Origin of the sequence: Hathewaya limosa (genome assembly GCF_030815255.1) — a bacterium.
Classification (GTDB): domain Bacteria; phylum Bacillota; class Clostridia; order Clostridiales; family Clostridiaceae; genus Hathewaya; species Hathewaya limosa.
Genome location: NZ_JAUSWN010000003.1, coordinates 47,283 through 63,015, shown reverse-complemented (window position 1 = coordinate 63,015; position 15,733 = coordinate 47,283). Strand labels below are relative to the sequence as shown.

Here is a 15,733-nt window from a genome sequence, read left to right as displayed (position 1 = left end):
ATTTATTATATTTAAATTAAGAATTTATAAAGGAAGTTCTATATCTATGCCCTTACCTTCTTCTATTCTTATTTTTATAACCCCTTCTTGTTCCTTGATTTCACAAGTACAATTTGTATCATTACAAATTTCAGTCGTAGAACTTTCTATAACTTCTTCTTTGCATTCTTCTTCATTGCACTCATCATCTTCCTTAGCTCCCTCTAATAATTCAGGAGTCAAAGGAGTAAGAGAATCTATTGTCTTTAAAAGTTTGGCACCTATTACTTGTTTTATTTTGTAACAGTTATCAGGAATATTTAAAAGTCCTGAATCAACCATGTCTGGAAATATTGCAGGATCTTCTAAATTTGATGAAGAAATTATTGTGCCTTCTTCTGTTCTACAGCAAACTACAGCTAATTCATTTCTTAATTCTTCAGCTTGTTCTTTGCTCATTGACATAATTACATTCCCCCTTATTTATCTTCCATTGGAAGTCTTCTTGTTAATGGATAATCCACTGTTCTGAAAACATGATCTGTATGATGATAAACAGGAATTCCCATCTTAGGAGCACAACACATAACAGTATTTGAACAATCACTACAATTAGAAATTAAAATTCTCTTAGCGCCTTTACTCTTTAGATATATAATTCCCGCAGCTTGTCCAGGACAATTACCCGGTGTTTTACATTTATTGTTTCCTTTTATTTCTTCTACATTTTTACACTTAGTAACTCCAACTACAGTGGAACCCATTTTTTTAGCTATATCTCTAAGTCTTTCTTCATTGGCTCCACAGGCACATACAAGTAATCCTAATGGACCATCATACTTTGGAAATGGTATTGTAACTAATGCACCACCAGAAGTTTTTGTTACTATTGAAGTTTCTAAATCTCCAGCACTTCCTGTATTAGGCCCACCTATAAGTAACTCTCCATATTCTCCATTTATTCCACCACAATTTTCAATTAAAGATTTAATGCTTGTTCCAACAGGAACTTGGAATAAAATATGAGGAGTATTGCCACCATTTAATTTTCCAGCTATTGTTAAATCTTTATCTATTACTGGCTTACCTTCTTCTACTGCTCTAGTAATATTGGCTAAAGTTTCCGCATTTAGAACAACACAATTAGCTTCTAGAGGTAGTTGTGTTGGTTTTAGCCATATATCAAATATTTCATGAATTAAAGCTCTTTCTTCCCCCATTGGGTACATATCTTTTAATTCTTTTACCTGTATATTTTCGCATCCTTCGCAATTTTGCAAAAATTCTTTTAGCACTTGTATAGCTTTTGAATGTTTTGCCTTAATACCTATATAGGCTTTTTTAGATGAAGTTGCTTCCATAGCATATTTGATACCATTTACAAGTAATTCAGGTTGTTCTTCTATCATTTTTATATTGTGATGAAGAGTAGGTTCACATTCAGCACAATTAGCTACAACATATCCATCTGGTATATTAACCTTTAATTTTACATGTGTAGGAAAACCTGCTCCACCAGCACCTACTATACCAGCCTCATATATAGTATCTAATATATTTTCACACTTTTTAATTTTTATAAAATCTTCTGACTGTTTTTCGTATGCATCTATGATTATTTCATTTTCAGTTACTTCTAAAATCTTTCCAGATACACTTGAATGAATTTTTGAGCCTAATCCTTTAGGTTCTGATATACATTGACCTCTTTGAACTTCTTCTCCTTTTGAAACTAAAGGAGTATTTGGTGCACCTACATGCATCTTTAATGGAAACTTATAAATAACTCCCACAACATACACCCCCTAAATATAATGATTTTATAAATATAACATATAGTAACATTGATTATTTTTTATTTAGTTAGGAATACATTTAATTTATAAAAAAACAATTCCTAATTTTAAAGTAATAAATCAATGAACAGCCTAAATAAATAGTTATTAATTAACATCTTAGTTTATAGATATACAAATTACCTATTTATTCATTTCTAGAATATCATTTTCGATGATTTTAGTAAAGTTTTAAAAAGGGATTATTTTTTTATTAACAAGCATATATAAAGATTATATCCTTTTTAAAAGCTTATTATGAACTTTTTTTGTTTTATTTAAAGGTTGATTATTATAAAAAATTATTTTCACATGAAAATCCTTATAATCTTCGTGAAATTTTTATAATATATCCTTGTTTTAATTATATAGAAATTTATCGTAATAATCTGTCGTTTTATGAAGTAAATAAAAATATTTTTTATTTTTATTTTGACTTATGTTTTAATATGTAATTTAATATATATTTTTATCAATTTATTAGTTTAAAAAATATATCTTTGGAGCATACTAATTATTGATATTTATGATTAATTTTTGTAAAAAAGGAGACTTTATGAGTAAAAAAGTTATAATCATAGGCGCAGGAATTGGAGGATTAAGTTTAGGTATAAGGCTTTTAAATCAAGGATTTAATGTGAAAATTTTAGAAAAGCAAAATTATATCGGTGGTAAACTAGGTATACTAAAAAATGAAAATTTCATTTTCGATTTAACAGCTTCTCTAATAATGATACCAAAATCGTACTTACAATTATTCCAAGACATTAATGAAGATTATAGAAATTATTTAAATATAATACAATTAGATCCTATCTACAAAGTATTTTTTACTAATAATCGTTCTTATAATTTTTCAATTAAATTGCCGAAATTAGCAGAAACTTTGGAATGTTTTTCAAATAAAGATATGGAAGGATATCTACATTTCTTAAGTAAGATTTATAAAAAATATTATATAGCAGATAAATTCTTCTTAAATAATTCATTTATAAATAATAAAAAACTTTTAGATTCTAAATATATAGAACAAGTTTTATATATTTATCCTTTTTCTTCAGCTTACAACAATATTTTAAAATATATAAAAAATAAAGATCTTGCTAATTATCTGGCATTTCAGAGTATGTACGTAGGTATCTCTCCTTTTAATGGTTCAAGCATATATAATTTAATACCTATGATCTCTCAATTACAAGGATTATATTATATTAAGGGAGGATTATATTCATATGTTAATGCATTAAAAAACATATTTTTTAAAATGGGAGGTATTGTAGAAACATCAAAAGAAGTAAAAGAAATACTAATAAATAAAGGAAATGCTTTTGGTATTAAAACAGAAAAAGAAAAAGAACTCTGTGACATAGTTGTATGTAATAGTGATTTTTCATATACAATGAAAAATCTTATAAAAGATAATAACTTAAAAAAAGACTATACATGTAAAAAACTTAAAAAAATGAAATATTCCTGTTCTACATTTATTATGTATCTAGGATTAAAGAAAAAATACAATGTTCTAAACGTACACAATATTATTATAGGAAAAGAATTTAAAAGAAATATAGAAAGTGCTTTTAAAGGTTACCTTCCAAAGGATCCTTGCTTATATATTTATTCGCCTAGCAGAATTGATTCATCTATGTGTAAAAGTGGATATGAATGCTTAAATGTAGTTTTAAGAGTACCTAATTTATCTTTTACTAATATTAAATGGGACGAAAAAACTATTTTATATTTAAGAGAATTAATTTTAAAAAATCTTGTAACTATCAAAGGTTTAGAAGATTTAAAAGAAAATATAATCTATGAAAATTACTTAACACCGAAAGATTTTAAAGAAAAATTTAATAATTATTATGGTTCAGCTTTTGGATTAAGTCATACACTAACTCAAAGTACATTTTTTAGGCCACAATGTAAGCTCTCTACTATAAAATCATTATATTTTGTAGGAGATTCAATTCATCCTGGTGCAGGAGTATCTATGGTTTTAAATAGTAGTAAAATAGCTTCAGAAGAAATTTTTAAAGATTATCTTACAAATTATAAATAAACAAAGAGAGTGATAAAAATACTTAAAGTTTTTATACACTCTCCTCTTAATTTATTTAGCTTAATTCATATATTTCTTTATATTTATCATTTAAATAATCTATAAAATATTTAGCTGATAATTCTTCACCAGTAACTTTTTTAATAAGTGTAGTTGGCTTATAAACAGCTCCATATTTATGAATATTTTCTTTTAACCATTGGTGGACTACTTCTAATTCACCCTTTTCTATTTTGTCATTTAAATTTGGAATATCATTCTCCATTTTCTTTAAGAATTGAGCTCCGTATAGATTACCAAGTGCATAACTTGGGAAGTATCCAAAAGAGCCACCAGCCCAGTGAACATCTTGAAGTACTCCTTCAGCATCATTTTTAGGTTCCACACCTAGATATTCCTTATATTTTTTATTCCATATTTCTGGAAGATCTTTTACTTGAATTTCATCATTTATAAGAGCTTTTTCTAGTTCATATCTTATGATTATATGAAGTCCATAAGTAAGTTCATCTGATTCTGTTCTTACAAGTGATGGTTCAACAAGGTTTATAGCTTTATAAAATTCATTAAAATCTATATCTTTATATTCCTCAATTTGTTCTTGAAGTATTGGATAAAAATAAGTCCAGAATCCTTTACTACGTCCTAAAATATTTTCATAAAATCTAGATTGTGATTCATGAATTCCCATAGAAGTACCAGTATTAAGTGAAGTTCCTTCTAAGTCATCAGGTATGTCTTGTTCATATATTCCATGTCCACCTTCATGAACATTACCTAATAGTCCTCCAATTATGAAATTATCTTCAAAGTAGTGAGTAGTTATTCTTATATCCTTATTTCCAAAATCTATTGTAAATGGATGTTCAGTTTGATCTAATCTACCTGCATCAAAGTCAAATCCCATTTGTGTTAATACATCTTTTGAGAATTTATCTTGTTTTTCAATATCAATTTTTTTAGTAAGAATAGACTTATCTATTTTTACATCACTATTTTTTATTTTATTTAGTAATTCTATTGTAGAATTTCTCATTTCGCTAAAAACTTTATCTAATTTTTCAACAGTTATTCCTGGTTCAAAGAAATCTAATAATGTGTCATATTTATTATCTTTATATCCCCAATAACCTATAAATTCTTTTTGAAAATTTACTATTTTCTCAAGATATGGTTGAAAAATGGTGAAATCTGAATTATCCTTAGCTTCTTTCCAAGCATTTTCTGACTTTGAAACTAAAATATTATACTCTGTAAATCTATCTTCTGGAATTTTTTTTGTTTTTTCATATTCTAATTTAACATTGTCTACCATAGCTCTTGTAACTACATCTAAATCATTTATTGGATCAAAGTACTCTATAAATTCTTGTATTTTAGGTGATGTTTGTAACTTGTATAACTCCCCTGATAAGTATCCTAAAACATTGCTTCTAAAATCTGATCCCTTTCTAGGCATGTACACTCTAGCATCCCAATATAAGACATTAGTAGCACATGAAAGATAATGAATTTTTGTTAAATACTCTTTAAACTCTTTTAATTTTAAATCAAAATCTTTTTTCAAAAGTACTCCCCCTTACAAGTTATCTTATTTATTACTAAAATGTTATCTAATTAAGATATACATTTTTACTAACCTTATATACTTATAATAATATATCTTTTATACATTTTATTTAGATGTACATTGTATAATAAAAGTTTTAATCTTTAATTAGTCCTTAATAGACTTTATTACCTATCTAACATTAATTATAGAGATTATATGCTTGATCAAAACTCAGATATATTAACTAATTCTTTGCTTGATATCATTATAACAAAGATTTCAAAACATAGAAACTATTTGTAATAAAATACCTTCCTATAAAATCATATAATTTATAAGAAGGTAAAATTTCAAATCTACTTATTTTTATTTATATTTTTTAAAGAACTTTCTAATTCCTTTATAGTGTTATTTAAAAGTTTATTTTCATTAATTAAATCCATTATTTGAGTTTGCAATTGTGAAACCTTTTCATAATGATTTTCTTTTAAAGTAAGTATTTCACTATTTTTATTTAACACTTCTTTTTCTTTTATAAAACTTAAATCCTTTTGGTACTGTTCTTCTAAAGAACACTTTAATTCTTTTTTTAGTTCTTCCTCTTTTTGAAGTTTTTCTTTTAAGCCTACATTTTCTTCCTTATAGTTTTGAAGTAATGTATCTACATGATTTCTTTCCTCTTGTAAATTAGTAATTTGTTTTTTTAGGCTTTCTATTTTTTTAGTATTATCTTCTTCCTCTTTTAACTTATTTAATAGTTCTTCTATTTTATCTTCTTGCATCTTTTTTAAAGCATTAAAATTATTATTTAATTCTTCTTGTTCTTTAAGTTTCTTTACTATATTATTTTCTTCTTCTTTTATAGCTTCTATTTTATTTTCTAGTTCTTTTTTATTTTCTAATTCTTTTTCTAAAGAATCTTTTAATGATGTAATTTCTTTTTCTTTTTCCTCTAAAGCCTTTTTTCTTTTATCATCTTTTTCAGTATTGGCAAGTTTAATACCCTCTACTAAGTTTATGTATATATCTATCATTCTTTTTGTTATATGTTGAAGTTCATTTACATCACTTTGAATATTTATAGTTGATTCTTCACTAACTTTATGTAATTCGTAAAAACTTAAAATTTCTTCCATAAACTCTTTATTATTTATGCCAATACTTTTTGCTAGTTCATTAAATTTACCTTTTATTTGTTCATCTACTCTTACGCTAAATATTGTGTCTGCCATGTTTTTATTCTCTCCTTATTAAATTACATAAGTATTAATAGCCTGTCTTAAACATTCTAAATTATATTATACTAGCTTAACACTTTAAAAGGAATATAATTTCATTTTATAACCATAAATCTAATTTAGTTTTCTTAATTTTCATCAGTGGGTTTCAGAATAATTCTTAAATACAATATTTTTCATTAACAAGCTAATTTTTCGAAGCTGTATTTTGAGTTTTAAGGCCGGTTTTTATTATTGGTAGACTTATTATACCTTTTCGGGTGTTTTAATTCTTAAAATCAATTTTAAGCCTGTTTTCCTTATTTGGTTAACTTTTTCATCTTATTTCCATATGTTTTTATATATTAAAATTTTCGAAATATATTATTGTAAACATTATATACTTATGTATACATACGTAAACACAAGTAAAATCAAAGTAAATTCTTGGTGTAAACAAACGTATACATATGTTTACGTTGTATTGCAATAAATTTTCTATATTTTTATCACTAGACATAACTAACATTATGTATTGTGATATTTTTATACCATAAGTTAAGTAAAATATATAGTTTCAAAAAGAGGAAGCAAATTATAAGATCATAGAAAAAGACATAGAATTTTATACTTAAACTGGGTATGCAAGAAAAAATAAAGATTTTAACGAAAGACCCAAGAGAAATATAAAATTACAGAAAGATCACTAAGTTTTTGTATTCAAAAAGAGGAAGCAACTAAAAATTTAAAACTTCAACAAAATACAGGCAATATGTGAAATCATACAAAGATAAAGAAATTTTTATATAAAAAGAGGAAGAAATTATTAAGATAACCGATTATACGAACATTTTTAGAATTTACAGATTATTTTGAATATGGTATTATGTAACTGTTCTTTCTATAAATATTATTATCAATAAAACCAATAACTTATTTCATTCCATTTTATAAGTACACTCCCCTTTTGAAAATATCATAAAAGATTTATTTATCTTTACCTTAAAATTTATTTACATAATATTATAAACGGATGTGATACAGTTGAATAAAAAAAATCATAGTGTAATTGAAAATATCTCATATGTACATAAATATATACTCCAAGACTATATGTTTAAATATGTGCTTTTTTCACTAGTAGTAATACTTTCTAGCATATTTACAACTTTTATGCTAACCTTACTCCCAGCCTTTTCAGTAAAATTACTAACGCATAACAAAGATGTTCTAGTAATATTAAAAAACTTAACATTATATTGTTTTATTTTGTATTCTACAACAATTTTATATAAAAGACTCGAAAAAAGTATTAATAACATAGTAGATAAAAAACGTATGTTTAAATGTTTAAATTACTATGATCATATAATGTTAACTGATTATGAAAATATTGATGTTTCAAAAGGAAAAGAGATCTTTAATGCTGGACTAGATTCATATATGGATGGTTTTCATGAAGGTTTTGCTCACATCATTGTAGACTTTAGAACTTTAATTCAAAGTATTTTAGGACTTTTAATATACTGTATATTTATTGCCAAAATAAATTTCTTAATTCCAGTAATTTTAATAATTATCTCCTCATTCTCTATTATAGTTAATCTATTTAATGAAAAGTGGGTTAATAATAATAATGAAAAATGGTTTAAAATCGATACTAAATTAAGATATTTATCAACTCAATCTAAATCATTAAAGAATGCAAAAGATGTAAGATTGTATAATATAAAAAACTGGTTTATGGATATATTTAATTGTCTTATTAACTTAAGACAAAACTGGTTAAAGAAAGAATTAAGAATATATTTTTTAGTTAATTTATCAGAACGACTTTTAACAGCAATAAAGTATGCTATCGCTTATTTTATTGTTTTTAATAAGGTAAGAAACGGATCAATAAATATTAATGAATTCATAATGATAATAGGATTAATTTTAGGGGTAAATACTTGGATAACCACAATTTTTGATAGTTTAAAATATCTACAACTAAACAATATAACAGTAAATAATTCTAGAACTGCTATAGAAATTGATGATGTTATACAAAAAAACAATACTAATAGTAATTCATATAATTTATATAATGAAATCCCTTTGCAGAAAACATATGAATTAAGATTTGAAAATGTATCATTTGCTTTTCCAGGTAGTAAAACTAAGATATTTGATAACTTAAATCTTACAATTCATAAAGGAGAAAAACTTGCTCTTGTAGGTGTTAATGGAGCAGGTAAAACTACCCTTGTAAAACTCATGTGTGGCTTATATACCCCAACTGAAGGGAAAATATATTTAGATGGTATTGATATAAGTACATATAAAAAAGAAGATTATTTTAACTTATATTCTGTTTTATTTCAAAATTCTCAAATACTAGCCTTATCCATTGCAGAGAATGTAGCATGTTGTATTAAAGAAAAAATAAATTATGATAAGGTTAAAGATTGTATTAAATTAGCAGGATTAGATAGTGAAATACAAAAACTAAAAAGTGGTATTAACGCTAATATGCTTAAAGAACTTGATGATGAAGGAGTAGTTTTTTCAGGTGGCCAAGCTCAAAAATTACTCTTTGCAAGATGTTTATATAAAGATAGTCCTATAGTCATTTTGGATGAGCCAACTTCAGCACTTGATGCATTAGCAGAAAGTGAAATGTATGAAAAATATAATTCACTAATAAATGATAAAACAAGTGTGTTTATTTCACATAGATTAAGTTCAACTAAATTCTGTAACAGGATTATACTATTAAATCATGGGAAAATTATTGAGGAAGGTACTCATAATGAATTATTAAGAGAAAATGGAGAGTACTCAAAAATGTTTAACATTCAATCATCCTATTATCAAGAGGAGGTAACATATGATAATGTATAGAATAATAAAAAAATTAAATTATCATAAAGCTGGTTTTGAAGGCTTACAGATAATTGGTAAACTAGATAAATTTATTATTCCTCTTTGTATATTTCAATCTTTGTTAACTGCAATTTTCCCATACATAGAACTTTATATTTCTGCATATATGATAGATGCAATTATATCTAAAAATTTTGCAAAAGTTCCATATTTGATACTTATTTTAATATTATCAAACTTACTAATAGGTTTAGCAATAGATTTTATGGATAACTTAAGTAAGTACAAGGCAACTTATGTTCAAAATAAAATGCTTATGTTAATTGATAAAAAGGCATTAGAAATAGATTATGATATTATAGAAGATCCAAAGGTATTACAAAAGATTTCTAATGCAGAATATACCATGAGACATACAGGAGGATATTATTCATTTATACTATATTATAGAGAATTACTTGAATCAATTTTTAAGATAATAACTTCTTTTGCACTTATTATAAGATTATGTTTTATGGTTTCAGTAAGCAACTCACCTGTAATCAATATATTAGCATCTATGCCGCTTACTTTGACTATACTAGTAATTCTAACACTACTTAATATGAAGTTTAATAAATATGTAGCTATAAAATCTAAACATCATAATTCAGACCTATTTATGAAAAAATTAATAGTTGAAAGAAAATTTAATTATTATACAGATCAAGTCTTTTTAAATTATTCTATGGGTAAGGATATACGAATATTCAATATGTTTGAACTTATTCATAGTAATTATAATAAACATATGATTGAAGCTAAAAAATTTTATGATATGTTTTATTATGAAAAAAAGAAAAATAAAGAAACTTGTAATCTTTTAAGTAATTCAATTTATATGTATGTTGCATATGTTATTGTAGTTTTAAAGGTAGTATCAGGAAGTATTACAATAGGAGAACTTACAAAATATATAGGAGCTATAAGCATATTTAATACCTCCATTTTAAGTATAATTAGTACAAATCAACTTATAAAACTTCAAATTGAATTTGTTAAAGTATTTAATGAATTTATTAATATAGCTAGTAAAAAACATAAGGGATTACTTCCTATAGAAAAAAGAAAAGATGACATATTTAATATTGAATTTCATGATGTATCATTTAAATACCCTAACACTGACTACTATACACTTAAACATGTATCCTGCAAATTAACTATTAAAAACAAAATAGCCGTTGTAGGAAAAAATGGAGCTGGTAAAACCACATTTATAAAATTATTATGCAGGTTATATGAACCAACGGATGGTTACATAACCTTAAACGGTAAAAACATAAAAGAATATAATTACGATGAATACTTATCCTTATTTTCTGTTGTATTTCAAGATTTTAATTTATTTGCTTTTCCTATTGATGAAAATGTGGCCATAAATAAAAATATAGATGAATCTAAAGTTTGGCAATGTTTAAGATTATCAGGTATGGAAGATAGAGTACAAAGAATGCCCCAAAACATAAAAACAAATTTATATAATTATGATGAAAATGGAGTTGAAATAAGTGGTGGAGAAGCTCAAAAAATAGCAATTTCAAGAGCATTATATAAAGATGCACCCTTTGTTATATTAGATGAACCAACATCTGCATTAGACCCAATTAGTGAATTTGAAATTTATTCAAGATTCAATGAACTGACAAAAGATAAGACAAGCATTTTTATTTCACACAGAATGGGAAGTTGTAGATTTTGTGATGATATTATTGTATTTGATAATGGAGAAATAATTCAACGAGGTAACCACACTACTCTTTCTAAGGATATAAATAATGTTTATGCAACATTATACAATGCACAAGCAAAATACTATAAAAAAGAGTTAATTTAACACATTTTATACATTAAATTGAATAATTCAAATTTAAAAATACTATAAAGGCTAATCTCCAATAATATTTTTAAATAGTAGTCAAAGCTGCAAATATATATTCTATAGCTTTGCAGCTTTGTTATTCTATATATTTGTTAAATATTTATAAAAAAACACCTATGAAATAGCTTATTTTAAAGTTGCTATTTCATAAGCGTTTTTAAGGTATAAACGAGGATATATTTTATTTTTTTAGTTCAGCCTGTACAATTAAACGTTGTGTACCATTGTTAGTACAAGTTACTATAGTCATTTGTTTTTTTGATTTGTCTTGTTTTAAAACATTAACATCACTAGGTTCTACAACAAATTTTTTGTTTATTTTATATTCAAAATCTTTTTTTAAAGTTTTTATTATAATTTTGTCACCAACACTTACCTTATAAAGCTCATTTAGGAGTTCATTATAAATATGACTACTATGACCTGCTATACAAAAGTTACCTTCTTGACCTGGCAAAGCTGTATCTTCAAAATGACCTAAATAATATCTTAGCTCTTCTTTATTTACTCCCTGTACTATTACAGATTTTAAATCTATAGAAGGTATCTCAATTATAGCAAATTCTCTTCCATGTTCAACCTTTTTAAATTTAACTTCTATATTTTTAAGATTTTTGTTTTTACTTTTAAGATTTTTATTGTGATTAATACTATCTTCTATTTCTTTATCGAATTTATGTATTAATTTAGACTCTACATTTTTAGAATAAATTTTTAAACCAATAGATGTAGCTACTAAAGTAATACCTATTATAATTAACAAATATGGAATAAAATTTTTTTTCATAGATTTATAACTCCTTAAAGATGATTTAATAATAAAACTTTAACTTTGCTTATAAACTTTTTTAGGAATTAAAATTAGTTTTTCTCCTAATTGATTTTTTAATATTTTCATATCTACATTATATACTTCTCTTATTAATTGTTCATCTAATACTTCTTCTGGTTTTCCCTCGGCTTTAATTTCACCATTTTTTATTACTAATACTCTATTACTATATTTAGCCGCCTGATTTAAATCATGTAACACCATTATAACAGTTAATTTTAGTTTTTCATTTAATTCTTTTACAAGTTCCAATATTTCTATTTGATTGTTTATATCTAAATAAGTTGTAGGCTCATCTAATAAAAGAATTTTAGGTTTTTGAGCTAATGCCATAGCTATCCATGCCCTTTGTCTTTCACCACCGGAGATATTTACTATATTTTCATCTTGTAGTCTTTTAAGATTGGTTTTTTCGATTGCCCAATCAATTATCCCCTCATCTTCTTTATTTAAAGATTCAAACCATCCTTTATGTGGGGTTCTTCCAAAACCTACTATTTTTCTTATGGTCATATCTTTAGGAGTAGAATTGTGTTGAGATAAACAAGCCATTTCTTTTGCTATTTCCTTATTACTCATTTCAGAAAGTAATTTATTATCTAAGTAAACTACACCATCCATTGGATTTAAAAGTCTTCCTATAGCTTTTAGAACTGTAGATTTTCCGGAACCATTTGGTCCTATAATTGTAAGCATATCACCTTTTTTAACATGTAAATTAAAATTTTTTACTATAACCTTTGTATCATAACCTACTGAAAAATTATCTATTTTAAGCATTAGTTTTTTTTCCTCCTTAATAAGAATAAGAAGAATGGTCCACCTATCATGGACATTATTACACCTACAGGTAATTCTACTGGCCTTGCAATAAACCTTGCCATGGTATCTGCAATTAACAATAAAATCGATCCTAAGACAGCACTCATAGGAATTAAATATTTATAGTCGTATCCTAAAATTAATCTACATATATGAGGAACTATAAGTCCAATAAACCCTATAATACCTACTACAGAAGTACTTATTCCTGCTAAAAATACAGCAACTAATGATATAAATATTCTAGTTCTATTTACATTTACTCCTAAATTTGTTGCTACATCATCACCTAATGCTAGAAGATTAGCACCTTTAGTACAGAATAAAGATAGTATTATTCCTATTATGCTATAAGGAACAAGATACGTTACTTCTTTCCATCCTTTATAAGCAATACTTCCATTAATCCATAATAATATTCCCTGTATCTTATCACTGTTTAATATAGATAGCAAAGAAGTTGCTCCAACAAAAATAGCATTTACAGCAACACCTGCTAAAATTATTCTCATAGAATTTAATCCATTATCCCAAGAAAGGGCAAAAACCATAATACAAGATACAATAGCTCCTAAAAATGCTATAAATGGCAAGGAACCATGTAAATGCGGTAAGTAAAGCATAACTACTATAGCCGCTAAACTAGCACCTGAAGAAACACCTGTAATTCCAGGATCAGCAAGTGGATTTTTCATAACAGACTGAAGCAATGCACCTGATATGGATAAACTTGCTCCAACAAATACAGCGATTATTATTCTAGGTAATCTCATGTCCATAATTATACTTTCAGTTATTTCATTACCATGTCCTAAAAAAGTTTGAATTATTTCATTTATAGGTATGTTTACACTTCCTATTCCTATAGTAACAACTATAAGGAATCCTAGTAATATCAAACTTATTAAAATTATTAATACTTTAATTTTATCACTTAGCTTTTTCATTTATTTCACCATTCCAGTTATTTATATAAATATTCCTTCATTTTTGCTAAAGAATCCGCAGCTTTTATATCTCCTGTAACATTAAAATATACAGGATCTAAATCATAAACTTTATTTTCTTTTATAGCCTTAAACTTTTTCCATTGAGCATTAGTTCTAAATTCTTCATCTACTTGTTTCCTAGCCTCATCAATATAGCCATGATACATTCTAAAGATAATATCTGGATTTTCCTTTAAAGCTGTTTCTAAGGAAAATGGTACATATTGACCTTTTAAATTTACTTCATTAGCAATATTTTCTCCACCTAATTTTTCAATTAAACTTCCTGCAAATGAATTTTTAGTAGCAAGCATAAAATGTCCTGGTGCACCAAACAAAATCATTATTTTAGGTTTTTTATTTTTATCGATATTTTTTAAGATCTCTTTTTCTTTAGTTGTTATTTCATTAAGTAGTTTTTCACCATTTTCTTGTCTATTAAATTTATCTGAAAGATCTTTTATAGTTTTCTTAACATCATCATAAGAATCTAAATTACAAAACAAACTATTTATTTTATTTTGTTTTAATGGATTTTCTATTAATTCTTGTAAAGCTCCAGAAGTTATATACACATCTGGACGTAAAGCTTTAACTCTTTCTAAATCGGGACTCATAGGTAGTCCTATTTCAGGAATCGGCTTTACCTTATCAGATATTTGATATTGAGTTGTTGGTCTTCCTACTAGTTTTATATCTAATTTTGCTAACATTTCTGCTATTGCCATGCTTCCAGCGATAACTCTTTTGTCCTTTTTATTATTATCATCTTTAGTACTTATGGCTTCCTTAGTATCTTTTTTTGTTTCTTTTGCTGAAGAACTACAGCCAACTAGAGAAAAGGTCATAAAAGATGATAAAACTAAAGCCAATATTTTTTTCATATACGTTCCCCCTTAATTACTGCAAAGAAACTCCGTTTTAAGAAAATTACTAAATTCCTTAAAACAGAGTTCTTTTTACTTATGAAAGTTAGTTTTTCTTTTTAAGTAAAACACCACCTAATACAGTAGTTAATCCTCCTAACCATAATAAACTTGATTGAGATATAGGAGAGCCTGTCTTAGGTAATTCACCTTTTGATTTAGTAGCTTTTGCTAATGAAGAACTAGTAGCTTCATTAGCATTATCATTATTATTTTTTACTGTTGAACCTGCTAGTTTTGTTATGTTATCATTTAAAACAACTCTAAAAGCAACTCTAGCATTACCCATTGGTTCTACATTCATACCAAATTTAATATCAGGTTTAGTATTTGGTATTTGGAATTTTACAGTTGCATTTTTATTATCAGAAGCTTTTTTTAAATCATAATTAACAGAAGAACCGTTTAAAAAAACAGAAATATTTTTCATCCAATCTATTCTTGTAACATCAACAGAAAGATACATTTTACCATTTTCAACATTTATTTTAGCTGTTTGTCCAATATATTGTCCTGCCATAGATAGATCATCACTTTTTTCTTTTAATATTTTAATTCCTACAGAATATTTTCCATCCTGCAAACTATCATTCTTAGCAAGTAACACCATTGATTTGCTTGCATTATCTGAATTTCCTGCTGCAAAAACATTACTCGTCATTACACCTGATATTCCAGTAGCTAATGTACCTATTATTAATAAACTTAAAACTTTCTTTTTCATACCATTCTC

At 25.7% G+C, this 15,733-nt stretch carries 12 protein-coding genes; 3 read left to right on the top strand and 9 right to left on the bottom strand.

The genetic code is table 11. The annotated features are described in order from the left end of the window. Positions 1–24 precede the first annotated feature (24 nt). Together QOZ93_RS14055 and prdC are read right to left on the bottom strand one after the other, a co-directional pair. Positions 25–444, bottom strand: coding sequence for a sugar transporter (locus tag QOZ93_RS14055; RefSeq protein WP_422723863.1), 420 nt, complete (start codon positions 442–444; stop codon positions 25–27). 14 nt (positions 445–458) lie between these two features. After that, complete coding sequence (gene prdC / locus QOZ93_RS02625) at positions 459–1,772, bottom strand: proline reductase-associated electron transfer protein PrdC (protein WP_307354998.1); 1,314 nt, start codon at positions 1,770–1,772, stop codon at positions 459–461. 598 nt (positions 1,773–2,370) lie between these two features. On the opposite strand from prdC, the gene QOZ93_RS02620 reads away from it, so the two are divergent. Beyond that, positions 2,371–3,873 carry a phytoene desaturase family protein gene (locus QOZ93_RS02620; RefSeq protein WP_307354997.1) on the top strand — a complete coding sequence of 501 codons (1,503 nt, stop codon included), beginning with the start codon at positions 2,371–2,373 and terminating at the stop codon, positions 3,871–3,873. A gap of 55 nt (positions 3,874–3,928) precedes the next feature. On the opposite strand, the gene QOZ93_RS02615 is transcribed toward QOZ93_RS02620, so the two are convergent. Both QOZ93_RS02615 and QOZ93_RS02610 read right to left on the bottom strand, forming a co-directional pair. Further along, positions 3,929–5,440 carry a carboxypeptidase M32 gene (locus tag QOZ93_RS02615; RefSeq protein WP_307354996.1) on the bottom strand — a complete coding sequence of 504 codons (1,512 nt, stop codon included), beginning with the start codon at positions 5,438–5,440 and terminating at the stop codon, positions 3,929–3,931. A 341-nt stretch (positions 5,441–5,781) separates the two neighbouring features. Then, positions 5,782–6,657 carry a BfmA/BtgA family mobilization protein gene (locus tag QOZ93_RS02610; protein ID WP_111942449.1) on the bottom strand — a complete coding sequence of 292 codons (876 nt, stop codon included), beginning with the start codon at positions 6,655–6,657 and terminating at the stop codon, positions 5,782–5,784. Between the two features lie 1,323 nt (positions 6,658–7,980). Between QOZ93_RS02610 and QOZ93_RS02605 the strand changes: the two genes are divergently transcribed. Together QOZ93_RS02605 and QOZ93_RS02600 are read left to right on the top strand one after the other, a co-directional pair. Further along, positions 7,981–9,528 carry an ABC transporter ATP-binding protein gene (locus tag QOZ93_RS02605; protein WP_307354995.1) on the top strand — a complete coding sequence of 516 codons (1,548 nt, stop codon included), beginning with the start codon at positions 7,981–7,983 and terminating at the stop codon, positions 9,526–9,528. Then, positions 9,515–11,386: an ABC transporter ATP-binding protein gene (locus QOZ93_RS02600; RefSeq protein WP_307354994.1), complete on the top strand. Its 1,872-nt coding sequence runs from the start codon at positions 9,515–9,517 to the stop codon at positions 11,384–11,386. The genes QOZ93_RS02605 and QOZ93_RS02600 overlap by 14 nt, the downstream gene beginning before the upstream one ends. A 226-nt stretch (positions 11,387–11,612) precedes the next feature. On the opposite strand, the gene QOZ93_RS02595 is transcribed toward QOZ93_RS02600, so the two are convergent. The 5 genes from QOZ93_RS02595 to QOZ93_RS02575 form a co-directional block, all read right to left on the bottom strand. Then, complete coding sequence (locus tag QOZ93_RS02595; RefSeq protein ID WP_307354993.1) at positions 11,613–12,218, bottom strand: class D sortase; 606 nt, start codon at positions 12,216–12,218, stop codon at positions 11,613–11,615. Positions 12,219–12,257: 39 nt separating this feature from the next. Beyond that, positions 12,258–13,043 carry an ABC transporter ATP-binding protein gene (locus QOZ93_RS02590; protein ID WP_111942441.1) on the bottom strand — a complete coding sequence of 262 codons (786 nt, stop codon included), beginning with the start codon at positions 13,041–13,043 and terminating at the stop codon, positions 12,258–12,260. Continuing rightward, positions 13,043–14,032, bottom strand: a complete 990-nt coding sequence (locus QOZ93_RS02585; RefSeq protein WP_307354992.1) for a FecCD family ABC transporter permease — start codon at positions 14,030–14,032, stop codon at positions 13,043–13,045. The genes QOZ93_RS02590 and QOZ93_RS02585 overlap by 1 nt, the downstream gene beginning before the upstream one ends. A gap of 17 nt (positions 14,033–14,049) precedes the next feature. After that, positions 14,050–14,958, bottom strand: a complete 909-nt coding sequence (gene isdE / locus QOZ93_RS02580; protein ID WP_111942437.1) for a heme ABC transporter substrate-binding protein IsdE — start codon at positions 14,956–14,958, stop codon at positions 14,050–14,052. Positions 14,959–15,046: 88 nt separating this feature from the next. Beyond that, the gene (locus QOZ93_RS02575) at positions 15,047–15,724 is read right to left on the bottom strand and encodes an NEAT domain-containing protein (protein WP_307354991.1); all 678 of its coding nucleotides are present in this window, start codon (positions 15,722–15,724) and stop codon (positions 15,047–15,049) included. Positions 15,725–15,733 lie beyond the last annotated feature (9 nt).